General features: G+C 73.3%; 17 protein-coding genes. 12 read left to right on the forward strand and 5 right to left on the reverse strand.

From position 1 onward, the window contains the following. Positions 1-139 precede the first annotated feature (139 nt). A complete protein-coding gene (locus tag ALMP_RS04485) occupies positions 140-808 on the reverse strand; it encodes an MOSC domain-containing protein (RefSeq protein WP_264924864.1) in 669 nt (222 codons plus the stop codon). Positions 809-887: 79 nt separating this feature from the next. On the opposite strand from ALMP_RS04485, the gene ALMP_RS04490 reads away from it, so the two are divergent. Continuing rightward, positions 888-1,784, forward strand: coding sequence for a LysR family transcriptional regulator (locus tag ALMP_RS04490; protein WP_264924865.1), 897 nt, complete (start codon positions 888-890; stop codon positions 1,782-1,784). 73 nt (positions 1,785-1,857) lie between these two features. Here ALMP_RS04490 and ALMP_RS04495 read toward each other — a convergent pair whose 3' ends face one another. Beyond that, entirely contained in the window at positions 1,858-2,184 is a 327-nt protein-coding gene (locus ALMP_RS04495) for a WhiB family transcriptional regulator (protein ID WP_264924866.1), read from the reverse strand. A gap of 379 nt (positions 2,185-2,563) precedes the next feature. Here ALMP_RS04495 and ALMP_RS04500 point away from each other — a divergent pair, with 379 nt between their 5' ends. From ALMP_RS04500 to ALMP_RS04515, 4 genes are all read left to right on the forward strand, one after another. Beyond that, entirely contained in the window at positions 2,564-3,175 is a 612-nt protein-coding gene (locus ALMP_RS04500; RefSeq protein ID WP_003948568.1) for a response regulator transcription factor, read from the forward strand. A 566-nt stretch (positions 3,176-3,741) separates the two neighbouring features. Beyond that, a complete protein-coding gene (locus ALMP_RS04505) occupies positions 3,742-4,329 on the forward strand; it encodes a sigma-70 family RNA polymerase sigma factor (protein ID WP_264924867.1) in 588 nt (195 codons plus the stop codon). 139 nt (positions 4,330-4,468) lie between these two features. Then, a complete protein-coding gene (guaB, locus tag ALMP_RS04510) occupies positions 4,469-5,977 on the forward strand; it encodes an IMP dehydrogenase (protein WP_264924868.1) in 1,509 nt (502 codons plus the stop codon). Positions 5,978-6,094: 117 nt separating this feature from the next. Further along, positions 6,095-7,219: a GuaB3 family IMP dehydrogenase-related protein gene (locus ALMP_RS04515; RefSeq protein WP_264924869.1), complete on the forward strand. Its 1,125-nt coding sequence runs from the start codon at positions 6,095-6,097 to the stop codon at positions 7,217-7,219. 161 nt (positions 7,220-7,380) lie between these two features. Here the strand turns inward: ALMP_RS04515 and ALMP_RS04520 are convergent, their stop codons facing one another. Continuing rightward, positions 7,381-8,589, reverse strand: a complete 1,209-nt coding sequence (locus tag ALMP_RS04520) for a nucleotide sugar dehydrogenase (RefSeq protein ID WP_264924870.1) — start codon at positions 8,587-8,589, stop codon at positions 7,381-7,383. Positions 8,590-8,974: 385 nt separating this feature from the next. On the opposite strand from ALMP_RS04520, the gene ALMP_RS04525 reads away from it, so the two are divergent. After that, positions 8,975-10,681, forward strand: coding sequence for a glycerol-3-phosphate dehydrogenase/oxidase (locus ALMP_RS04525; RefSeq protein WP_264924871.1), 1,707 nt, complete (start codon positions 8,975-8,977; stop codon positions 10,679-10,681). A gap of 97 nt (positions 10,682-10,778) precedes the next feature. Here the strand turns inward: ALMP_RS04525 and ALMP_RS04530 are convergent, their stop codons facing one another. Next, on the reverse strand, positions 10,779-11,876 hold the full coding sequence (locus ALMP_RS04530; RefSeq protein WP_264924872.1) for a serine hydrolase: 1,098 nt from the start codon (positions 11,874-11,876) through the stop codon (positions 10,779-10,781). A gap of 317 nt (positions 11,877-12,193) precedes the next feature. Beyond that, the gene (locus tag ALMP_RS04535) at positions 12,194-12,577 is read right to left on the reverse strand and encodes a DoxX family protein (protein WP_264924920.1); all 384 of its coding nucleotides are present in this window, start codon (positions 12,575-12,577) and stop codon (positions 12,194-12,196) included. Positions 12,578-13,105: 528 nt separating this feature from the next. Here ALMP_RS04535 and ALMP_RS04540 point away from each other — a divergent pair. The 6 genes from ALMP_RS04540 to ALMP_RS04565 form a co-directional block, all read left to right on the forward strand. Then, the gene (locus tag ALMP_RS04540; protein ID WP_264924873.1) at positions 13,106-15,259 is read left to right on the forward strand and encodes a serine/threonine-protein kinase; all 2,154 of its coding nucleotides are present in this window, start codon (positions 13,106-13,108) and stop codon (positions 15,257-15,259) included. A 151-nt stretch (positions 15,260-15,410) separates the two neighbouring features. Next, entirely contained in the window at positions 15,411-17,903 is a 2,493-nt protein-coding gene (locus tag ALMP_RS04545; RefSeq protein ID WP_375803427.1) for a protein kinase, read from the forward strand. A gap of 213 nt (positions 17,904-18,116) precedes the next feature. Further along, positions 18,117-19,817 carry a serine/threonine-protein kinase gene (locus tag ALMP_RS04550; protein WP_264924875.1) on the forward strand — a complete coding sequence of 567 codons (1,701 nt, stop codon included), beginning with the start codon at positions 18,117-18,119 and terminating at the stop codon, positions 19,815-19,817. Positions 19,818-19,893: 76 nt separating this feature from the next. After that, complete coding sequence (locus ALMP_RS04555; protein ID WP_264924876.1) at positions 19,894-21,543, forward strand: serine/threonine-protein kinase; 1,650 nt, start codon at positions 19,894-19,896, stop codon at positions 21,541-21,543. Positions 21,544-21,863: 320 nt separating this feature from the next. Beyond that, positions 21,864-23,555: a serine/threonine-protein kinase gene (locus tag ALMP_RS04560; protein ID WP_375803431.1), complete on the forward strand. Its 1,692-nt coding sequence runs from the start codon at positions 21,864-21,866 to the stop codon at positions 23,553-23,555. Positions 23,556-23,613: 58 nt separating this feature from the next. Then, positions 23,614-24,496 (forward strand): serine/threonine-protein kinase (locus ALMP_RS04565; protein WP_264924878.1); only part of this gene is annotated, 883 nt, incomplete at its 3' end.

Raw genomic sequence — 24,496 nt, forward strand, 5'->3', positions numbered from 1 at the left:
CGGACCGACAGCGCCCGATCCCTGCACGCGGCCTCCCGAACGTGAAGACCTCGTGCGCACATCCGCCCTGACCGCGGCTCGGGCGCGCCCCTCCACCGCGGCTCGGGCGGGCGGCTCCGCCGCGTACCCGTACCGCGGCTCAGGCGCCCCGCTCCGCCACGTACTTGCGGGCCGCCGCCAGCGTCGCCGGGTGCAGCGCCTCACCCGCCGCGAGCAGCCGGGGCAGCAGGCTCCGGTCGGTGGTGTTGCCCTGGAAGTCCATCCGGGCCGTCACGTCGTGCTCCGGCACGTGGACGATCTTCACCGTGTCCCCCGCGCGTATCTCGCCCGGCACGATCACCCGCAGATACGCGCCCGTCGCGGCCTTCTCCGTGAACCGCTTGACCCAGCCTTTCTCACCCATATGACCCTGGAAGGTGGCGCAGGGGATCCGCCCGGAGGTCACCTCCAGCACCACCTCGGAGCCGATCCGCCAGCGCTCGCCGATCCGCGCCCCGGAGACGTCCAGACCGGTGGTGGTGAGGTTCTCGCCGAACGCGCCGTTGGGCAGCGCGCGCCCCAGCTCGCGCTCCCAGTCGTCGAGGTCCTCGCGCGCGACGGCGTACACCGCCTGGTCGTTCCCACCGTGGTGGCGCAAGTTGCACACCGCGTCCCCGGCGAGGCCGCTGCCCGCCGTGCCCTTCGGCCCCGGCGCCGCGACCCGCACCGGCCCGTCGACCGGCCGCTTGTCGATCCCGGTGATGCCCTCGGGGTGGTTCGAGTACGGCACGCTCTTCGGGCGGCCCACGTTCACAGACAGAAGCCTCATGGCCGCACCGTAAGCGAGCGTGCTCAAAGTGTCGACGTGGTTTTCTCCGTCGCACCCAAGATGCGCTTATGCTCAAGGGGTGATCGAGGCCCGTCATCTCCGTGTGCTGCGCGCCGTCGCCGCCACCGGGTCCTTCTCGGCGGCGGGACGCGAGCTGGGCTGCACCCAGCCGGCGGTCAGCCAGCAGATGAAGGCCCTGGAAGCCTCCGTGGGTACGCCCCTGCTCGTGCGCAGCGGCCGCGAGATGCGCCTGACCCAGGCGGGCGAGGCCCTCGTACGGCACGCCACGGGCATCCTCGCGGGACTCACCGCGGCCGAGGAGGAGGTCGCCGCCATCGCCGGGCTGCGCGCCGGCCGGGTCCGTCTGGTCTCCTTCCCCAGCGGCAGCTCCACCCTCGTCCCCACCGCGCTGGCCGCCCTGCGCGCCGCGCACCCCGGCACTCGGGTCTCCCTGGAGGAGGCCGAACCGCCCGAGTCCGTCGACCGGCTGCGCGCCGGCGACTGCGACGTGGCGCTCGCCTTCCGCTACGAGGGCGCGGCGGGCGCCGAGGAGTGGGCCGACCTGGTCGTGCGCCCGCTGCTGACGGACCGCCTGGTCGCCCTCCTGCCGGAACGGCACCGCCTCGCGCGCGCGGAGTCGCTCGCCGTCGGGGAACTCGCCCGGGAACCGTGGATCGCGGGCTGTCCGCGCTGCCGCGGCCATCTGGTGGAGGTGTGCCAGGAGGCGGGCTTCACCCCCCGCATCGACTTCGCGACCGACGACTACCCGGCGGTCGCCGGCCTGGTCGGGGCGGGCCTCGGCGTCGCCGTCCTGCCCCAGCTCGCGATCGAGTCCGTACGGCCGCGCGGTGCGCGCGCGGTGACGCTGGAGCCGGCCGTGCGGCGCGAGATCGTCGCGCTCACGCTGCCCGACCTGGCCCAGGTGCCGGCCGTGGCCGCGACGCTGGAGCAGCTGGAGCGGGCGGCGTCGCGCTAGCGCGAGAGCCGGGGCACACGCGTGTCCCGGCTCTTGAAGAAACGTTCCTTCACTTGTTCCCTCACTTGTTCCTTCAATCGTCCGAAGTGGTGTTCCCGCCAGTCGACGCGGACACCAGGCGGTGGCGCGCTCGCCCCATGAGTTCCTCGCGCTCGTCCTCGGTCAACCCGCCCCACACGCCGTACGGCTCTCTCACCGCCAGCGCGTGCGCCGCGCACTGCGCGCGGACCGGGCACCTCATGCAGACCTCCTTGGCCGAGTTCTCGCGAGCGCTCCGCGCCGCCCCGCGCTCGCCCTCCGGATGGAAGAAGAGCGAGCTGTCCACCCCGCGGCAGGCAGCCAGCAGCTGCCAGTCCCACAGGTCCGCGTTCGGTCCGGGAAGGCGGGAGAAATCTGCCATTGCGTGACCCCTTGTAGCCGTTTCGAGCGGATACGGTGCCCACGACCGTACAACTACGATCTAAGGAGATGAAAATATGACTCATTGCGAATCTAGCCTCAGACACTGAGAAATGGGAAGAAATGGGGCTGAACGGGGCACTGGTTGTGATGAAAGCTTGAGGGTCCGCGCGGCTGCCTCCACCGTGTCCGTCCCCTCACGTAGAGTGCCGAAGAATGCACGCGGCCCCGTAACTCTTTCGAGTGACCATCGTTGAGAGGGCGGAGGCGGTTGAAAACACAAACGCTCGGGCAGGCGTCCGAGACGGTCGACCGCACAGGTGACGATACGTACCAGCCTGGAGGCACAAGGTGACGCGCATCAGCTGCGGAGGGCGGCCATGACTTCCGTCCTCGTCTGCGACGACTCCCCGCTTGCCCGAGAGGCGCTCCGCCGCGCGGTCGCGACCGTGCCCGGCGTCGAGCGCGTGACGACGGCGGCCAACGGCGAGGAAGTCCTCCGCCGCTGGGGCGCCGACCGCTCGGACCTGATCCTGATGGACGTGCGCATGCCCGGACTGGGCGGCGTCGAGACCGTGCGGCGGCTGCTGTCCGCCGACCCCGGTGCGCGCATCATCATGCTCACCGTCGCGGAGGACCTCGACGGCGTCGCCCTCGCGGTCGCCGCCGGCGCCCGCGGCTACCTGCACAAGGACGCCTCCCGCGCGGAACTGCGCGCGACCGTCACCCAGGCCCTGGCCGACCCCACCTGGCGGCTCGCCCCGCGCCGGCTGCGCTCCGCCGAGATGGGCGCCGCGCCCACCCTCACCGCGCGGGAGATCCAGGTGCTGGAGGGCATGAGCCACGGCCGCTCCAACGCCGAGATCGGCCGCGAGCTGTTCCTCTCCGAGGACACCGTCAAGACCCACGCCCGCCGCCTGTTCAAGAAGCTCGGCGCCTCCGACCGCGCGCACGCGGTGGCGCTCGGCTTCCGGTGGGGGCTCGTCCGCTAGCAGGTGCCCCCTGCATCGGGCCGGCCGCCCCGGCACGGGACGCGGCCGCGCCGGTGAGCGGGCCGACGGATCGCTCGGACCGGCGCCGGCGAGGCGGAGCGGGACGGACGGGGGCGTCCCGTGCGAGCGCGCCCGCCCGTGGGGATCCGCGTACGGCCACTCCGGCGGAGGGCGCGCCGGATCCGCGTACCACTCCGGCGGAGGGCATGCCGGGCCCTCGGGGGACCGGCGGACCCACCCCGAAGGCCTCTTTCGGAGCAAGCCGACATCAGCGAAGGGGGACCGGGGCATGAGCGGACCTTCCTGCTCACGCGGGGTGGCGGGCCTGCGGAAACCCCCCGTCCGCCGGGCGGGGGACGGGGGCGGCATCCGGCCTCGTCGGACGCCCGCTGCTCGTTTCGCCGCGGATGCCGCATCCTTGAGGTGTGGAGTTCCTCGGGGACGAGTCGGTCGAGCGGAAGGGGAGGGCGCAGGGGATGAGTTCCGGCGCACCTGCTCATAACGCTTCGGTGCACAACGACGGGCGTGGTGCCGCGGACCGGACGGCCGCAGGGCACCATGGACCGATGCGTGATGACGAGGCGGCCCAGCCCCCAGGGGCGATCGGCCCACTCGTGCACCGCGCCGTCGACGGCGACGAACAGGCCACCCATGACCTGCTCGCCCACGTCCACCCCCTGGCGTTGCGCTACTGCCGCACCCGCCTGTCCCGCCTCCCGGGGGACGCGCGCCACTTCGTCGAGGACCTCGCCCAGGAGGTCTGCGTGGCCGTCCTGCTGGCCCTCCCGCGCTACAAGGACACCGGCCGCCCCTTCGAGGCCTTCGTCTTCGCCATCGCCGCCCACAAGGTCGCCGACCTCCAGCGCGCCGCGATGCGCCACCCGGGCTCGACGGCGGTCCCGTCCGACGAGATGCCCGAGCGGCCGGACGACTCCCTCGGCCCGGAGGAGCGGGCGCTGCTCAGCAGCGACGCCGAGTGGGCGAAGAAACTCCTGGCCAACCTGCCCGAGAACCAGCGGGAGCTGCTCCTGCTGCGCATCGCGGTGGGCCTGACGGCGGAGGAGACCGGCCAGATGTTGGGAATGTCACCCGGAGCGGTCCGAGTGGCCCAGCACCGGGCACTGAGCAGACTGCGAGCCCTTGCGGAGCAGTAGTCCCTTCGGTGAACAGGCCCGTCGCCGCTTCCGTACGAACATACGAAGCCCGGAGTCGGTCCGGGCCGTGGAATGAGGGAGGCGTGCTTCCCGTTAGCATGGACATCCGCACCGATCAAGGCCATTTGGGGAAGGTGTCATGACTGCCAACGTCGACGGAGTGCCCGACAAATTCGCGACCCTCGGGCTGACCTACGACGACGTGCTGCTGCTGCCGGGCCCGTCGGACATGGCTCCTGACGAGATCGACACCGCCTCGTACGTCTCCAAGAACGTGCGGGTGAACATCCCGCTGCTGTCCGCCGCCATGGACAAGGTCACCGAATCGCGCATGGCGATCGCGATGGCCCGCCAGGGCGGCGTAGGCGTACTGCACCGCAATCTCTCCATCGAGGACCAGGCCAACCAGGTCGACCTGGTCAAGCGCTCCGAGTCCGGCATGGTGGCCGACCCGATCACCATCCACCCGGACGCCACGCTCGCCGAGGCCGACGCACTGTGTGCCAAGTTCCGCATCAGCGGCGTCCCGGTCACCGACGGCTCCGGCAAGCTGCTGGGCATCGTCACCAACCGCGACATGGCCTTCGAGACCGACCGCACCCGCCGGGTGCGCGAGGTCATGACCCCGATGCCGCTGGTCACCGGCAAGGTCGGCATCTCCGGCGTCGAGGCCATGGACCTGCTGCGCCGCCACAAGATCGAGAAGCTGCCGCTGGTCGACGACGCGGGCGTCCTCAAGGGCCTGATCACCGTCAAGGACTTCGTCAAGGCCGAGAAGTACCCGCGCGCCGCGAAGGACTCCCAGGGCCGCCTCCTGGTCGGCGCCGCGGTCGGTGTGGCCGGTGACGCCTTCGAGCGCGCCCAGGCCCTGATCGAGGTGGGCGTCGACTTCATCGTCGTCGACACCGCGCACGGCCACTCCCGGCTGGTCGGCGACATGATCGCCAAGATCAAGTCGAACCACACGGGCGTGGACGTCATCGGCGGCAACGTCGCCACCCGCGACGGCGCCCAGTCCCTCGTCGACGCGGGCGCCGACGGCATCAAGGTCGGCGTCGGCCCGGGCTCCATCTGCACCACCCGCGTGGTCGCCGGCATCGGCGTCCCGCAGGTCACCGCCATCTACGAGGCCTCCCTCGCCGCGAAGGAAGCCGGCGTCCCGGTCATCGGCGACGGTGGTCTGCAGTACTCCGGCGACATCGCCAAGGCCCTCGTCGCGGGCGCCGACACGGTGATGCTGGGCTCGCTGCTCGCGGGCTGCGAGGAGTCCCCGGGCGAGCTGCTGTTCATCAACGGCAAGCAGTTCAAGTCGTACCGCGGGATGGGCTCCCTGGGTGCCATGCAGACCCGCGGCGACCGCAGGTCGTTCTCCAAGGACCGCTACTTCCAGGAGGGCGTCGCCTCCGACGAGCAGCTGATCCCCGAGGGCATCGAGGGGCAGGTGCCCTACCGCGGCCCGCTGTCCTCCGTCGTCCACCAGCTGGTCGGCGGCCTGCGCCAGTCGATGTTCTACGTCGGCGGCCGCACCGTGCCGGAGCTCCAGGCGGGCGGCAGGTTCGTCCGGATCACCTCGGCGGGCCTGAAGGAGAGCCACCCGCACGACATCCAGATGACGGTCGAGGCGCCGAACTACAGCACCAAGAAGTGACCCTCACGCGCGCGTGAGGACTCGGCGAGGGCGGTCCCGGAGCATCCGGGGCCGCCCTTGTCGTACCCGTCGGCGATACTGGAAGACGCTGGAACGCATCAGGGAAAGGCCACAGACGTGACTGAGATCGAGATCGGGCGCGGCAAGCGCGGCCGCCGGGCGTACGCCTTCGACGACATCGCCGTCGTCCCCAGCCGCCGTACGCGGGACCCGAAGGAGGTCTCGATCGCCTGGCAGATCGACGCCTACCGCTTCGAGCTGCCGTTCCTGGCCGCCCCCATGGACTCGGTCGTCTCCCCGGCCACCGCGATCCGCATCGGCGAGCTGGGCGGCCTCGGCGTGCTCAACCTCGAAGGCCTGTGGACGCGGTACGAGGACCCGCAGCCGCTGCTCGACGAGATCGCCAAGCTCCCCGCCGAGAAGGCCACCCGCCGCCTCCAGGAGATCTACGCGGCGCCCATCAAGGAGGAGCTGATCGGCCGGCGCATCAAGGAGGTGCGCGACTCCGGCGTGGTCACGGCGGCCGCGCTCTCCCCGCAGCGCACGGCCCAGTTCTCCAAGGCCGTCGTGGACGCGGGCGTGGACATCTTCGTCATCCGCGGCACCACGGTGTCGGCGGAGCACGTCTCGGGTTCCCACGAGCCGCTGAACCTGAAGCAGTTCATCTACGAGCTGGACGTCCCGGTGATCGTCGGCGGCTGCGCCACCTACACCGCGGCCCTGCACCTGATGCGCACCGGCGCGGCCGGCGTCCTGGTGGGCTTCGGCGGCGGTGCCGCGCACACCACGCGCGGCGTGCTCGGCATCCAGGTGCCGATGGCCACGGCCGTGGCCGACGTCGCGGCGGCCCGCCGCGACTACATGGACGAGTCCGGCGGCCGGTACGTGCACGTGATCGCGGACGGCGGCGTCGGCTGGTCCGGCGACCTGCCCAAGGCGATCGCCTGCGGTGCCGACGCCGTGATGATGGGCTCCCCCCTCGCCCGCGCGACCGACGCGCCGGGCCGTGGCCACCACTGGGGCATGGAGGCCGTCAACGAGGAGCTTCCGCGCGGCAAGAAGGTCGACCTCGGCACGGTCGGCACGCTGGAGGAGGTCCTCACCGGCCCGTCCCACAACCCGGACGGCTCGATGAACTTCTTCGGCGCCCTGCGCCGCGCCATGGCCACCACCGGCTACAGCGAGCTGAAGGAGTTCCAGCGCGTCGAGGTGACCGTGGCGGACTCGGCGCACCGGCGGTAGCCCGCAGGACCCCATGAGGGGCCGGTCAGCTCACTCCGGGTGAGGTGACCGGCCCCTTTTTGTCTCCGGACCGCGGGGGCGGCGCGCGGAGTGGCGCGGGGGCGCGCGGTTGCCTTGAAGGTGGGAACGGGCTGAAGGGGGGCGCGCCCACGCGCCCCCCTTCACAACCGGTGCGCCGCCCCCGTGGGCGTGGCCCCCCGGGTGTCCAGCAGCAGCTGCGCCTTCACGGACAGGCCCTGGAGGTCGTAGGTGCGGTGCGGCTGGAGGAGGATCGTCAGGTCGGCGTTGGCGGCGGCCTCGTAGAGGGAGTCGGCGCGGGGGACCGGGTGGTCCAGGACGCTCCAGGACGGTACGTGCGGGTCGTGGTAGCTGACGGCGGCGCCGAGCTCCATCAGACGGATCGCGATCTCGCGCGCGGGGGTGTTCTGCTGGTCGGCGAGATCGGGCTTGTAGGTGACGCCGAGGAGCAGGACGCGGGCGCCGCGGGCGGACTTGCCGTGCTCGTTGAGGAGGGCGGCGGCGCGCCGGACGACGTACCGGGGCATGCGGTTGTTGACCTGCTGGGCGAGCTCCACCATGCGCAGGGGACTGCCGGGCTGACCGGTGCGGTCCAGGGGGACGGAGTGGCCTCCGACGCCGGGGCCGGGGCGGAACGCCTGGAAGCCGAACGGTTTGGTCTCGGCGCAGCGGATGACGTCCCACAGGTCGACGCCCAAGTCGTGGCAGAGGACGGCCATCTCGTTGACGAGGGCGATGTTGACGTGCCGGAAATTGGTCTCCAGAAGCTGCACGGTCTCCGCTTCCCTCAATCCACGCGCGCGTACCACCTTGTCGCTGAGCCGGCCGTAGAAGGCGGCGGCGGACTCGGTGCAGGCGGGGGTGAGGCCGCCGATGACCTTGGGGGTGGTGGCCGGGGTGAAGTCGCGCCGGCCGGGGTCCACGCGGCTGGGCGAGTAGGCGAGGTGGAAGTCGCGGCCCGCGCGCAGTCCGGAGACCTCCTCCAGCAGGGGGCGCAGGAATTCCTCGGTCGTCCCGGGGTACACGGGCGACTCCAGGACCACGGTGGTGTGCGGGCGCAGGTGTCCGGCGAGAGTGCGGGCGGCCGTCTCCACCTGGCTCAGGTCGAGCCCGCCGTCCGTGTCGCGCGGGGTGGGGGCGCAGATGACGGCGGTGCGCACCCGGCCCAGTTCGGCGGGGTTGGTGGCGGGCCGGAAACCGCCCGAGAGCATCCGGCGCCGCTCGGCGGGGCTGAGGGAACCCGCCTCGGGGCCGGTGCGGTAGCCGAGTGTGGGGATGCCGGCGGCCACGGCGGCTTGGGCCAGGGGCAGTCCGAGGGGGCCGAGTCCGATGACGGCGAGATCTGCGGGCATGGCGTGGGCCGTCCTTCCCAATAACCGAAGCGGGGCAGGTGCGCAAGCCCGGTGGACAGGATGGGCGAGCGCAATGTCAGACTAGGAGTAAATATGACCGATTTGCGGGATTGATCGGCTGTGTTGGGCCGCTGTGTTGGGCGCTGTGTGGGGCCGCTGTGTCGGGCCGCTGTGCTGATCGGCCGTGCTGGGCGGCCGGCGGCGGTGCGCCGGCGTCGCCCGGGCTTTGCCGCCCGGCCAGATCCGGTTCCGTGAGAGTTGTCCACAGGCTGGGGGCGAGTGGTGGCTGAAGTCGGGCGACGCGGTCAGAATTTGGGCATGAGGGAGAGGGACCGGGCCACGCCCTGAGCGGCGCGGCCGACGTGACCGACAGCGGGAGGCAGCGGTGAGGACAGCGACACTGGGGCCGGCGCAGCGAGCCGAGTCACTGGCGGCCATGGCCGAGCGCGAGCTGGACGTGCTCGTCGTGGGAGGCGGTGTGGTCGGCGCGGGCACGGCCCTGGACGCCGTCACGCGCGGCCTGTCCACGGGCCTGGTCGAGGCCCGCGACTGGGCGTCGGGCACATCGAGCAGGTCCAGCAAACTGATCCACGGCGGCCTGCGCTACCTGGAGATGCTCGACTTCGCCCTCGTCCGCGAGGCACTGAAGGAGCGCGGCCTGCTGCTGGAGCGACTGGCTCCCCATCTGGTGAAGCCCGTACCGTTCCTGTACCCGCTCCAGGGCAAGGGCTGGGAGCGGCTGTACGCCGGGTCGGGCGTCGCGCTGTACGACGCGATGTCCATGGCCCGCGGGCACGGCCGGGGCCTGCCCGTCCACCGCCATCTGAGCCGCCGTCACGCCCTGCGGATAGCCCCCGCCTTGAAGAAGGACGCGCTGGTCGGCGCGTTGCAGTACTACGACGCGCAGATGGACGACGCCCGTTTCGTCGCCACGCTGGTGCGCACGGCCGCGGCCTACGGCGCGCAGGTGGCCAACCGCGCCCGGGTGACGGGCTTTGTGCGCGAGGGCGAACGGGTCGTGGGCGCGCGCGTGCAGGACGTGGAGGCGGGCGGGGAGTACGAGATCCGCGCCCGGCAGATCGTCAACGCCACGGGCGTGTGGACGGACGACACCCAGGCGATGGTGGGGGAGCGGGGCCAGTTCCATGTGCGGGCCTCCAAAGGCATCCACCTCGTCGTGCCGAAGGACCGGATCCACTCCTCGACCGGGCTGATCCTGCGCACCGAGAAGTCCGTGCTCTTCGTCATCCCCTGGGGGCGGCACTGGATCGTCGGCACCACGGACACCGACTGGGACCTCGACAAAGCGCACCCGGCCGCCTCCAGCGCGGACATCGACTACCTGCTGGAGCACGTGAACTCCGTCCTCGCGGTGCCGCTCACCCGCGACGACGTCCAGGGCGTCTACGCCGGTCTGCGGCCCCTCCTCGCGGGCGAGTCGGACGCCACCAGCAAGCTGTCGCGCGAGCACACCGTCGCGCACCCGGTGCCGGGGCTCGTCGTGGTGGCGGGCGGCAAGTACACGACGTACCGGGTCATGGCCAAGGACGCGGTCGACGAAGCCGTGCACGGGCTCGACCTGCGGGTCGCCGAGTGCGTCACGGAGGACGTGCCGCTGCTGGGCGCGGAGGGCTACCGGGCGCTGTGGAACGCGCGAGCGCGCATAGCCGCCCGCACTGGCCTGCACGTCGTGCGGGTCGAGCACCTGCTGAACCGGTACGGCGCGCTGGCGGAGGAGGTTCTCGACCTCATCGCCGACGACCCCTCACTGGGCGAGCCGCTCCACGCGGCCGACGACTACCTGCGCGCCGAGATCGTCTACGCCGCCTCGCACGAGGGCGCTCGCCACCTCGACGACACGCTGACCCGGCGCACCCGCATCTCCATCGAGACCTTCGACCGGGGCACGCGCAGCGCCCGGGAGGCGGCGGAGCTGATGGCGCCGGTCCTCGGCTGGGACGCGGACCAGGTCGAACGCGAGGTCCAGCACTACGAGAAGCGCGTGGAGGCCGAGCGCGAGTCGCAGCGCCAGCCGGACGACCTGACGGCGGACGCGGCGCGACTGGGGGCGCCGGACATAGTGCCGCTGTGAGGGCGGGCGACGCTGTTCGGGGAGGCGGCGCCTCCTGGTGAGTGGGGCGGCGTGCTCGGATGGGTGGCGCCTGCCGGGGGCGGGCTCGAAGGCCGGGTCACTCGAACGAGTGTCGCGAAGCAGGATCTTCGTTCGGAAGCCGGTCGTTCCACTGAGTGCGAGGGCAGAACTCGGCCGCGAGCAGGGCCGGTTCGAGGCGGGGATCTGCGATCGCGGTGGTGTTCACGCGGAAGGTGAGGACCCGCCGGCCGTCGACGGTGGCTGCGGTGCGCACATAGCTGCCCGAGATCCGGCCGTTGTGCCCCCACACGGTCACTCCGCAGGACAGCGTCACCGGAAACAGCCCCATGCCGTACGCGCCGTGTGCGGTACGGGTGTCACGCATCTCGCGCAGCCAGCGCGGGGGCAGCAGCGCGCCGCCCAGCAGGGCCGCGTAGAAGCGGTCCAGGTCGGCGAGCGTGGTCACCAGCTCGCCCGCGGCCCCGGCCACCCGCGGGTCGAGCGCGGTGACGTCGGTCCCGTCCGTGCCGTAGGCGCGGCCGTGCGGGGAGGGCAGAGAAGTACGGGATCCCGGGAAGGAGGTGCCGGTCAGACCCAGCGGAGCGATGACGCGCCGCTCGGCCTCGGCGGCGTAGGAGCGGCCGGTGACCTGTTCGACGACCAGGCCGAGCAGGACGTAGTTGGTGTTGGAGTAGGCGAAGCGGCCGAGGTCGGCCGGGGAGTGGGTGAGTGCGATACGGACCGCCTGGAGCGGGCTGACGGGGACGGTCGCCCTGGTGTCCCGGGTGTAGTCGTACAGGCCGCTGGTGTGGGTGAGCAGGGAACGCAGAGTCAGCGCGCGCCCGTCGTTCCCGGCTCCGCGCACCAGGCCGGGCAGGTGCCGCTCCACCGTGTCGGACAGGGACAGCCGCTGTTCGGCCGCCAGTTGAAGGACGACCGTGGCGAGGAAGGTCTTGGTCATGCTGCCGGCCCGGAAGTGGTCGGACCGGGAAACGCCCCGGCCGGCCTGGGCGTAGCGGGTGCCACCGGTCGCGTCGTGGGCGAGCAGCGCCGCGGCCGGGGCCTTGCCCGGGGTCAGGAGCAGCGGGAGGAAACTCTCGGCGGAAGGGGCCCCGGTCGCCCGGGAGCCGGTCGCGGTCAGGCCGAGCACCACCAGGGCCAGCAGTACGGTCAACAGGCTCCGCAGCGGTGGCATGGCCGGCAGCGTTGGCATGGCCGGCAGCGGTGGCATGGCTGGTCCTCTCTCCCTGTCGGCGCCCATCATGCAGGGTGCCGGGGCGTGCGGCTCACCGGGCTCCGGGACATCGTCACAACCGTTCACGCCGAGACCGGTCTCGCCCGGAGGCGGGTGGCTCGGAGACGGTTTCCGGTCGGCGCGCCGCGCTCAGCGGGGGCGGGGCGCGCCGCGGGCGGGCGCGACGGACCCGGGGCGGACCAGAGGTTCACAGCGCTCTCGGACGGTGACCGCGAGAGCCGACCCGGGAGAGGGGCTCGGGGTCTCGCCGCCGTCGGTCAGCCGGTGAAGGACTCGGGGCCGAAGCGGCCCCAGGCGATGAAGGCCGCGAGGGCGAGATAGACCAGGTTCACCGCCATGAACGCGGATTCGCCGCGGCGGCCGTGGGTGATCATCGCGCCGACCATCAGCAGGACCCAGCAGACGGCGGTCACCGGCACCAGAGCCGGTGCGATGTCGAGCACCGCGGGCAGAATCAGGCCCGCCGCGGCGAGGAGTTCGAGGACGCCGAGTGTCTTGAGGAAGGCGACGCCGTTGTCCGCGACCCATCCCCCACCGCGGGCCGCGGCCAGTTTCTCCCGGGGCACGACCATCTTGGTGAGGCCACCGGACAGGGCTATGGCGGCCAGCAGTCCGGCGGCGATCCACAGCGCGAGGTTCATCATCCACTCCTTGATCGACGAGCACCTGCACCCCGTACGACGAGACAGCGACCTCACTTGTGACGGACGCCGGCGCGAGTCCTCGGCGGGATGGCGGCGCGCGTTCCTCGGCGGGACGCCGGCGTACCGTCCTCGCGGGACGTGGCACGACTCTTGACGGGAGGTCGGCTCACGGTCCTCGCGTGCTTTCGGCATGGTTCTTGACGGGATGTCGGCACCCGGTCCTCGGTGGGCCGTCCGGGCGGCTCCTGACAGAACGTCGGCGTGATTCTCGCTGGGCGTCGGCGGGGCGCTCGCGCTGCCCTCGGAGCGGGTGGTGAGGTCGGTTTGGTGTGCCTCGGCCTGATTCTCGGTCGGGGACTCGGCGGGCCTCGTGGGACCGTCGGTGGGCTGCTGGCCGGAGTGCGCTGCACCTTCTGGCCGAAATGCGCCGGTCCCGAGGTGCGGTGAGGGGCACCCTGGGCGTCGGGCACTTGTCGGGTGAGGGACAATGGAGGCTCTGTCAGGGCGGGTTGCATGAGGGGACGCATGTCGGAGGCGGAGCGGGCGGGGGCATCCCGTCATGACAAGAGCGCACGTCTCCTCGCCGGGCGGTACCGGCTGGGAGACGTACTCGGCCGCGGCGGCATGGGGACGGTGTGGCGCGCGGAGGACGAGACCCTCGGGCGGACGGTCGCCGTCAAGGAGCTGCGGTTCCCGTCGAACATCGACGAGGAGGAGAAGCGCCGGCTGATCACGCGGACGCTGCGCGAGGCCAAGGCCATCGCCCGGATCCGCAACAACAGCGCGGTGACGGTCTTCGACGTGGTCGACGAGGACGACCGGCCGTGGATCGTGATGGAGCTCGTCGAGGGCAAGTCGCTCGCCGAGGTCATCCGTGAGGACGGCGTGCTCGAACCGAAGCGGGCGGCGGAGGTGGGGCTGGCCATCCTCGACGTGCTTCGGTCGGCCCACCGTGAGGGGATCCTGCACCGTGACGTGAAACCGTCCAACGTGCTGATCGCCGAGGACGGCCGGGTGGTGCTCACCGACTTCGGCATCGCCCAGGTCGAGGGCGACCCGTCCATCACCTCCACCGGCATGCTCGTCGGCGCGCCCTCCTACATCTCCCCGGAGCGGGCCCGCGGACACAAGCCGGGACCGGCGGCCGACCTGTGGTCGCTCGGCGGCCTGCTGTACGCGGCGGTCGAGGGCACGCCCCCGTACGACAAGGGCTCCGCGATCGCGACGCTCACCGCCGTGATGACCGAACCGTTGGAGGAGCCGAAGAACGCGGGTCCGCTGAGGGACGTCATCTACGGCCTGCTCACCAAGGACCCCGCGCGGCGCCTCGACGACGCCGGTGCGCGGGCCAAGCTCAACGCGGTGATCCACGCGCCCGACCCGAAGGACGAGCCGGCCGACGCCACGAAGCTCGTGCCGCTGCCGGTGCAGCCGGACGGCGCCGACGGCAAGGGCGGTTCGGGGGGCGGCGAGGCGGCCGAGAAGCTGCGCGGTGCGCTGCGGTCGGTGCGCAAGGCCGCCGTCGCGGCGGGAGCGGCCACCTCGGCGGCCGCGTCCCGCGCCAAGTCGGCCAACAGCACGGCCGCTTCGGGGTCCGTGGGAACCCAGGAGGCGACGACGAGCGGTGGAGTCGGCTCCGGCGCCGGCGCGACCACGGCCGCGCACCCGGCACCGCCCGCCGCCCCCGCCAAGGCCAAGCCCTCGGCCCCGGCAGCGGCTGCGACGAAGCCCTCCGCCCCGGCGGCCTCCTCGTCCGTCGCGGCGTCCGGCGCCACGGCCGCCGCGCACAGCGGGCGTGCCCAGGGACTCCACGGCGCCCCGGGCGCGGGCGCGCAGGCGACCCAGGGAGTGAACGGCGGGACGAGTGGCCGCAGTTCCGGGTGGCCCGTGATGACGCCGCCGGACCTGCCGCCGCGGCCCGTGCCCCGGGCGCCGCTCACCGACGTGGTGCCCAAGCGGACGCTGGTGATCATCGCCGTGGTGGTGGTGCTCGCGGTGCTCGGCACCGTGCTGGCCATCGCGCTCAGCGGCGACGACAGCAAGACGAGCGGCGCGCCGGGCAGCGGCGCCAAGACGGTGGCGAGCGCCGACGCGAGCGCGGACACCAAGGATGACCAGTCCGGAGGGACCCGCACCGACGGGGCGGCGTCCCCGTCCGGCGCGGCGGACCCGGCGGCCGGCGGCACGCCCGGCGGCACCGCCACGACCGGCGGCGCCGGCTCCGAGGTCTCCGCCGCCCCCGGCAGCCGGGCCGCGACGACGCACTCGGGCAAGCAGGGCTACTCGATCGGGCTGCCCACCGGCTGGAAGTACCGCTCCTCGGACAGCGCCGGGGACCGGTTCACCGGCCCCGACGGGCAGAAGCTGCTGGTCGCCTGGACGACCACGCCCAAGGACGACCCCGTCGCGGACTGGGAGAACCAGGAGCGCGGCATGAAGCGCTCGCAGTACCAGAGGATCCGCATAGCGGCGGTGGAGTACCGCGGCTGGAACACCGCCGACTGGGAGTTCACGTACGTGGAGGGCGGCACCGCGTACCGCACGATCGACCGGGGATTCGTCGTCAGCGACAGCCAGGGGTACGCGCTGATGTACACCGCGAAGTCCGCCGCGTGGGACGGCGACCTGCGCAAGAACACCTGGCAGACGCTGACGGAGACGTTCACGCCGAAGAAGTAGCGCGCGGGCCCCGCCGAGTTCGCCGCGTGAGATCTGGCATCACACCTTTTCCGGTTGCCGACGGCACGTATCGTGAGTGCCTGCGGACCGTACGCAGCCAGCTGTCCGGGCTGGAACCGACCGGACGCGGCCGGAACCGGCCGCAGTGTGAATGGAATTGATCGACCGGGCGGCCGGGGGAGGCAACGTGGACGACTATGCGGGACGGGTACTCGCCGACCGCTACCGCTTGCCGCTGCCGCCCTCCGACGAGTACGAACTCACCGAGACCCGGGCCTTCGACACCTACAGCGGGCAGGAAGTCCTGGTCCGGCAGGTGCCGTTGCCGGAGGTCGTCGAAGCCGAGGTGCTCGACGCGGAGGGGCTGCCCGACGGGTTCACCGCGCGCGAGCGCACCGCACGGGGACCCGTGGGACACGCCGGCGCGAGCACCCGGCGGCCCAGCGATCCGTTCGTCCGGCGGGCGGTGGAAGCGGCGCAGGCCACGGCGGGCATTCCCGATCATCCACGGCTCGACCAGGTCTTCGACGTGTTCGCCGAGGGCGGCTCCCTGTGGATAGTGAGCGAGTGGGTGGCCGCACGGCCACTGGCGGCGCTGCTCGCCGAGAAGCCGCTGACGCCGTACCGGGCTGCGGAGGTCGCCTCCGACGTGCTCATGGCGCTCCGGGTGCTGCACGCGCACGGCTGGGTGCACCGGAACATCACCGCGCGCACGGTCCTGGTCTGCGACGACGGCCGGGTCATGCTGACCGGCCTCGCGGTCGGGGCGGCGGAGGAGGCGCTGTGCGGGTACGACCCGGTGCCCGTGGAGGAAGGCGAGGACCGCGGCGGCGGGCCCGCCCTGTCCACGGGACCCGGCACCGGGGCGACGGCAGTGACCGGCGGGGTGGATCCCGAGGCCGCGCGGCGGGCGGCGATCGAGGCGCGCGCCGCCGGAGGGCTGCCCGCGCCGGGCACCGAGCCGGCGCCCACCGGCGGCACGCCTTCGGGCGGCACGCCTTCGGGCGGCACGCCGTCGAACGCGGTGGCGCGCAGGACCGTGGAGACCGGCGGGGACATCCGCGCCGCCCGGGCCGGGGCGATCGCCGCATACCGGGCGGGAGCGCGGGCGGCGGCCCGGATCCAGGAGACGCAGCAGAACGGGCGGGCGGCACTGCCGGGGGCCCGTCCCCCGGCCGAGGACGACACGGGCACGAGCGGCGCGCCGCTGTCGCCGTACGCGCTCGGGAGCGGGACCTCGGCGGGGCGGATCGCCGACCCCTACGGCGTGCGGCCCGTGGAGCAGGTGCCGGTGCCGATGCCCGCGCAGGGCGGCGCGGCGGCCGGCGGCTGGGACGAGCCGGCGGCCGGGGCCGGGGCGCGGCGCGGGCCGGCGACCGCGCTGGCCGCCGAGCGGGCGCGGCAGGCGCGCATGGCCGTCGTCGGGCCGGTCACCGAGCGGTGGGCGCCGGAGCAGGCCGGACCCGTGCACGAGAACTGGCGGCTCGCCCCGCCCATCGGGCCCGCGACCGACCTGTGGGCGCTGGGCGCGCTGCTCTTCCGCGCCGTCCAGGGGCACGCGCCGTACCCGGAGGAGTCGACGGCGGAACTGGTGCAGATGGTGTGCGCCGAACCGCCGGCCTTCGCCGAGGAGTGCGGACCGCTGCGGCCGGTCGTGGAGTCGCTGCTGCGCCAGGACCCCACCGAGCGTCTCGACTTCGAGGAACTGCGCGGCTGGCTGCGCTCCCTGGTGCGCTCGGCTCCCGAACCGGAGGCGGGCACATACGTCGTCGCCGCGCCGCCCGTCGACCCGCGCCGGCTGCCCATCGTGCGCCGCAAGGGCGAGTTGGTGCGCAGACGGCGCGCCGGGCTGCCGGCGACCAGCGGGCGGCACAAGCGGGCCCGGCAGGAACCCACCCGTTCGCCGCGCAGCCTGGGCCGCACCCTGCTCGTGCTCGTCCTGCTGGCGATGGCCGCGGCGATCGCCTACGCCGTGCTGTTCATGCCCAAGGCGGAGGAGGAGGGCGCGGGCGGCGCGAGCGGCACCGAGCGGACCGGGGCCGCCGGCCAGGTCGAGCAGACGCCGCAGGCGAGCAGCGAGCCCCGGCCCGACGACCAGGGCACGCCGGTCCCGGACGGCACCGGCAACAGCGCTTCCACCTCGGCCGGGTCCGGGGCGACACAGCCGCAGTCCGGCTCCGGGGGCGACGTCGCCGACGGCTTCACCGTGCGCGAGGACGCGGAGGGCTTCCGGGTCGCCGTCGCCAACGGCTGGGACCGCACCCCGAAGAACGGGCGCGGCCAGGTCGTCTACGCGCACGGCGGCTTCGAGCTGATCATCGTGCCCGGCCGCGACACCGCGGCCCGCGACGGCAGCGACCCGATGGTCTACCAGCGGGAGAAGGAGAGCGAACTCCAGCCCTACCGCGACTCCAGCTGGGCCACCGCCTCCGGGCTGCGGACCATCCAGGTGGGCGGGCGGACCATGGCCGAGGGCCAGTTCACCTGGACGACGGACGACGGCCGCGAGCTGTTCGTCCGCAACCTCGCGCTCCTCCTCGACGGGCGCTACCACGTCGTCCAGGTACGCGGGCCGGAGGCCGAGCGGGACGAGGTGACACGGCTGTTCGAGCAGGCCTCGTCCAGTTACACGTACACCGGCTGACGGCGGCTGCGCGTACACCGGCTGACGGCGGCGCAGCCGGGCGCTCGGGGCGGGGCGGGCCTCGCAGAGGGCCCCCCGGCCGTTCGGTTCCCCAACCGCCCCAGAAGCGACAACCGTCACAGTGCGGTTTCCTTGCCACCCCGCTGGTTCCCCGGACGCGGACCGGTCCTTACTCTGACCCTGTCAAGACCATTGCGGGGCAACGTGAATCAGATGCAGGGCCAGCTCATATCGGGCCGCTACCGGCTCGCCGACGCCATCGGCAGCGGCGGCATGGGCCGGGTGTGGCGCGCGCACGACGAGCTGCTGCACCGGGCCGTCGCCATCAAGGAGCTGACGGCCGCGCTCTACGTCTCCGAGAGCGACCAGGCCATCCTGCTGGCGCGCACCCGGGCGGAGGCCCGCGCCGCCGCGCGGATCAACCACTCCGCCGTGGTCACCGTGCACGACGTGTTCGAACACGACGGGCGCCCCTGGATCGTCATGGAGCTCGTCGAGGGCCGTTCACTGGCCGACGCGGTCAAGGAGGAGGGCCGCGTCGAGCCCACCGAGGCCGCCCGGATCGGCCTGTGGGTGCTGCGCGCCCTGCGCGCCGCGCACTCCGCGGGCGTCCTGCACCGCGACGTCAAACCCGGCAACGTCCTGCTCGGCCATGACGGCCGGGTCCTGCTCACCGACTTCGGCATCGCCCAGATCGAGGGCGACACCACCATCACCCGCACCGGAGAGGTCGTCGGCTCGGTCGACTACCTCGCCCCCGAACGGGTCCGGGGCCAGGACCCGGGCCCCTCCTGCGACCTGTGGGCGCTCGGCGCGACGCTGTACACGGCCGTGGAGGGCCGCTCGCCGTTCCGCCGCACCTCGCCGCTGTCCACGATGCAGGCGGTCGTCGAGGAGGAGGCCGCCCCACCGCGGTTCGCCGGCCCGCTCGAACCCGTCATCACCGCGCTGCTGCGCAAGGACCCGGCCGCCCGGCCCGCCACCGCGGAGGTCGAGCACATGCTCGCCGAGGCGGCGGAGGGCCGTAGACCGGACGCGGCGCAGGCGTACGTGCCGACGCGGTACGGAGGCTCCGGCCGGAGCGTCCCGCACGGCGCGACCGGCACGGACACCATGAGCGGCACGCGCGGCAGCGGAACCCACGTCGTGTCCCCGACACGACACGTCGCCGACCCCGACACGGACGTCACGACACCCGTGCCCGGGTCCGTGGCCGCCGAGACCTCCGCCGGCCGGTCCCGGCCCGGCACGCCCGCCGCCACCGGCCCGGCCCGGTTCCGCCCCCGTCGGCTGCGCACTCTCGCCCTCGCGCTCGCCGTCGCCGCGCTGATCGGCGGCGGTACGGCGGTGGTGTTGCAGGAGTGGGACCAGGGCACCTCCGCCACACCGAGCCCCGAGCCCACCCCCACCGTCCAGCAGACCGAGGGGGGCGTCGTCCCCGAGTCCTGGTCCCCGGTCACCGACCCGCTGGGCTTCACGCTCTCCCTGCCCGAGGGCTGGACGCGGCAGGTGTACCAGGACGACGGCGACCTCAAGCAGATCGACTACACCCCCGACGGCGGCGAGCACTTCGTGCGCATCGCCGTCGACGTCTCCCCGGACTTCGACGATCCCTACGAACACCAGCGCGACCTGGAAAAGGAGCTCAAGCGACTGGTCGACTACGAGCGGGTCACCCTGGAGCGGAACATCTACCGGGACCGGGCCGGCGCCGAGTGGGAGTACACCTGGACCGCGCTCGCCAAGGACACGAAGTTCCCCGGTCCGCGCCGCGCGATCGAGGAGACGTACATCGCCCGGGACGGCACCGAGTACGCGATCTACATGTCCTCGCCCGTCGAGGACTGGGAGACGACCGCCCGGCAGTTCAAGGCCGTACTGCAGAGCTGGCGGGAACCGGGGAGCGGCTCCTGAACCGTTGCCGCGCCGCCGGGTGACTTGGCCGGACGCCGCCCCGGAGGCGACGGGTCCGGTGGGGCATCATGGGCCCATGGGGACCGAGGGGGACGACGTCCGGGTCATCGCGGGCCGCTACCGGCTGGAGGCCAGGCTCGGGCGTGGCGGCATGGGCGTCGTGTGGCGGGCCACCGACCAGCTGCTCGCACGGCGTGTCGCCGTGAAGGAGCTGGCCCACGACGGCTCGCTCTCCGCCGAGGAGGCCCGCGGCCGCCGTGACCGGACCCTGCGCGAGGCCCGCGCGGTCGCCCAGCTCAGCCATCCGCACATCATCGTCGTGCACGACGTCGTCGAGGACGGCGAACGGCCCTGCATCGTCATGGAGCTGATCGACGGCGGCTCGCTCGCCGACCGGATCGCCGAGCACGGCCCGCTCGACGCGCGGGAGGCGGCCCGGATCGGCGCCGACCTGCTCAGCGCGCTGCGCGCCGCGCACACCGCCGGTGTCCTGCACCGGGACATCAAGCCCGCGAACGTCCTCATCGAGTCCGCCACCGGCCGGGTCGTCCTCACCGACTTCGGCATCGCGCAGGTCGCGGGCGCCACCACGCTCACCGAGACCGGCTCGTTCGTCGGCTCGCCCGAGTACACCGCGCCGGAGCGGATGTCGGGGGAGCGGACCGGGCCCGCCTCCGACCTGTGGTCGCTGGGCGCGCTGCTGTGCACCGCGCTGAGCGGCGAATCGCCGTTCCGGCGGGACTCGCTGGGCGGCATCCTGCACGCCGTCGTCTTCGCCGAGATCCGTATGCCCGCGCAGGCCGCGCCGCTCCTGCCCGTCGTACGGGGGCTGTTGGAGCGCGATCCGGACCGGCGGCTGGACGCGGCGGAGGCGGAGCGGATGCTGCGGGCCTTCCTGGACACCGGGCGAACGCCGGCCGCGGCGTCCGCGGAGGCGGGGACGGCGGGCACACGGCACAGATGGCCGGGCCGGAGCGGGTACACACCGACGCACGCGGACCTGCCCCGTCAGCTCCTGGCGTCAGCGCCGTCGTCGTCGCCGGCGTCGGACCAGCCGGGCCGGGAGCGTTCCGCGCGCGGTGTGCTGGTGGCGGCGGTGCTGGTCGCCGCGATGGCGGGCGCGGGGGTGTCGGCGGCGGCGCTGCTGGCGGACCGGGGCGGCGACGGGGGCGGCACGCCGTCGAGTTCGGCCCCGGGAGGGACCCGACCCGCCGCCCCGACCACGGCACCTTCTTCGCCCGCCGCGACCGCCACCTCCCAGGAGCGCCCCACCGCTCCCTCCGGATACCGGGTCGTCGACGACCCCGCCGGATTCTCGCTCGCCGTGCCGGCCGGGTTCACCCGAGCCTCGCAGGGCGACCGCGTCTTCTACCTGTCCCCGGGGGAGACCTACCGGCTCGGCATCAAGATCTCGGCGCCGCGGCCGGGTGGGCCGCTCGCCGTGATGTTGCGCGCGGCCGCCGCCGGGCCCGGCACCAATCCCGGTTACCGCGACGGCCGCGTCACCGAGACCACCCGCGACGGACGCCCCGCCGCCCTCTGGGAGTTCACCTGGAACGGCTTCAGCGCGGCGGAGGGCCCGCGCCACACCTACGACCTGTGCTGGGAGGAGGACGGCCGGATGTACGACGTGTGGGTGTCGGCGCCGGTCGGGAAGGCGCGGACGGCACGGGAGTACTTCGACATCGCGGTCGACACGCTCGTACCGCACCCACGCACCAGGTAGCTCGCATAAAAGGTAAATAAGGAGCGGGTCGCGTCACGGGTCTGTGACCGGTATGCCCGGCCGGTGGATGTCGGCCCGCGTGGCGCGATATGGATGGATGCATGAGCAACAACGGGGGAGCCCCGCATGAGGCGGACGAGACGACGAGTTTCGTCCTGAGACCGCCGAACGAGGCCGCGGCCGCACCGCAGCACGCCGCGGCGCCGCCGCACCACGCGTCGGCCGCACAGCAGTTCGCGTCGGCCGCGCCGCAGTCCGTGGCGGACACACAGCAGTCCCTGGCCGCCGCGCCGCAGTCCGTGGCGGACGCGCAACAGCCCATGGCGGACGCGCAACAGCCCATGGCGGCCGTACCGCACCCCCACAACCCGTACGTGACGCCCGCCCAGGCCGCCTCCCCTCAGCGGTTCGCCGCGCCGCAGGCATCCGCCCCGGTGTCCGCTCCCATGCAGGCCGATCCCGGTGCCGGGCGGCTCATCGCCGGCCGCTACCGGCTGCTCGCCAAGCTCGGGCACGGCGGCATGGGCACGGTGTGGCGCGCCAAGGACGAGACGGTCGACCGCGAGGTCGCCGTCAAGGAACCCCGTGTGCCCGACCACCTCCCCGACCGCGAACGGGCCAACGCCTTCGAGCGCATGCGGCGCGAGGCGCGGGCGGCGGCCCGGCTGGACCACCCGGCCGTGGTGAACGTCCATGACGTCGCGGTCGTCGACGACCGGCCGTGGATCGTGATGGAGCTGGTCCACGGACGTTCGCTCGGCAGCGCCCTCGAGGAGGGCACGCTGAGCGCGCGCGAGGCCGCCCGGATCGGCCTGGAGGTGCTCGGCGCGCTGGAGGCCGCGCACGCGGCGGGCATCCTGCACCGCGACGTGAAGCCCGACAACGTGCTGCTCGGCCGGCACGACCGGGTCGTCCTCACCGACTTCGGCATCGCCCAGATCGAGGGCGAGACCAACCTCACCGACACCGGCGGCTTCGTCGGCTCGCCCGAGTACATCGCGCCCGAGCGGGTGCTGGGGCAGCGGCCGGGACCGGCGTCCGACCTGTGGTCGCTGGGCGTCGTGCTGTACGCGGCGACGGAGGGTGTGTCGCCGTTCCGCCGCAGCAACACGCCGGCCACCCTCCAGTCCGTCCTCAACGCCGTGCCCGCCCCGCCGGCCGCCGCGCGCGGGCCGCTCGCCGAGGCCATCAACGGACTGCTGGAGAAGGACCCGGCGCGCCGGCCGCCGGCCGCCCGGGTCCGCGCGCTGCTGGAGCAGGCCGCGAACCCGCCGGAGCCGCAGCCCACCCAGCTGGTCACGGCACCCGCGCCCGGCCCGGTGCCCGCCGCGGACACCGCGGTCGGCGGCTGGGGCGTCAAGGTCATGGCGGGACGCGGCGGCTGGGGCGTCAAAGTCGGCGGCAAGGCGTTCTGGACCGGGCTCGGCGCGGCGGTCGTCGCCGCCGCGGTGGCGTCCTGGCTGGTGGTCACCGACCCGTTCGCCGGCGCGCTGCCCGGCGGCTGGGCGACCCACCACGTGAAGGACCTCACGGCGACGCTGGCGGTGCCCCAGGGCTACCGGCCCGGCGGACCCGACCGGAAGTCGGACGACGGCCACTGGGTCAGCTACACCGACCCGAGCGGCGCCGTCTCCGTCGTGCTGAAGGTGGACCGCAAGGCCGAGGACACCGGCAACGAGATCAAGGGCTCGGCGGCCGCCGAGATGTACGCCGACAACGACGAGTTCAAGGAGCGCGGCAGCTACGGCCTCGACATGCCGGAGGGGCCGAGGACCGCACCCGACGACAACGTGACCTTCCAGGGCCGCAAGGCCGCCGAGAACACCGTCACGTACACCACGGACGACACCCAGGACCCCCGTCCCCGCGAGCTGAAGATCTTCTACTACAAGTCCACCACCGGTGACATGTACAAGCTCACCATCGGGTATCCGGGCAAGGGCGACTTCACCGAACGCGGCCGCGAGGTGGCGCGCACGGCGATCGCCCATCTGGAACTCGACAAGGTGTAGGGGGCGCGGGCGTCCGGCCGCGTCGACAAGCGGACGTTGCGCAGGGTAGTGATGGGGCATGAGCTACGGCGGTGACGCGGGAGGCGACAAGGGCCGGACAGTCGGCGGGCGTTACCGGCTGCTCGAACGCATCGGCTCCGGCGGCATGGGCACCGTGTGGCGGGCCCACGACGAGCTGGTGGACCGTGAAGTCGCCGTCAAGGAACCGCGGTTGCCCGGCAAGCCGGAGGACGAGGAACACCGGCGGGCCGCCCACCGCCTCTACCGGGAGGCCCGGGCCGCCGCCCGGGTCGAACACCCTTCCGCGGTCTCCATCCATGACGTCGTCGTGGAGGAGGAGACCGCCGGCCCGGACGGACTGCCCTGGATCGTCATGGAACTGGTCCGCGGCGAGTCCCTGCACGAGGTGCTCCGACGCGGCCCCCTCGACCCCGCCGAGGCCGCTCGCGTCGGACACGCCGTCCTGGGTGCTCTGCGCGCCGCGCACGCCGTCGGCATCGTCCACCGCGATGTGAAGCCCGCCAACGTGCTGCTCGGCCCGCACGGCCGGGTCGTCCTCACCGACTTCGGCATCGCGCACGTCCAGGGCGAGGAGTCCCTCACCGCCGCGGGAGAGTTCGTCGGGTCCCTGGAGTTCGTCGCCCCGGAGCGGATGTCCGGACGGGGCGCCGGCCCCGCCTCCGACCTGTGGTCCCTCGGCGTCCTGCTGTACGCCGCCGTGGAGGGCTGGTCCCCGTTCCGCCGTACGACACCGGAGTCGACGCTCGCCGCGATCCTCGCCGCCGACCCGCCCGAGCCGAAACAGGCCGGCCGCCTCGGCCCGCTCCTCGTACGGCTCCTGGCACGGGACCCCGACCGGCGGCCGGGCGCGGCGGAGGTGGCCGCGGCGCTGGAGGCGGTGGCGGAGGGCCGGCCGGCACCGACCGCCGCCGTCGCGGGGG

This window comes from Streptomyces sp. A012304, from assembly GCF_026008495.1.
In the GTDB taxonomy this organism is placed as follows: Bacteria; Actinomycetota; Actinomycetes; order Streptomycetales; family Streptomycetaceae; genus Streptomyces.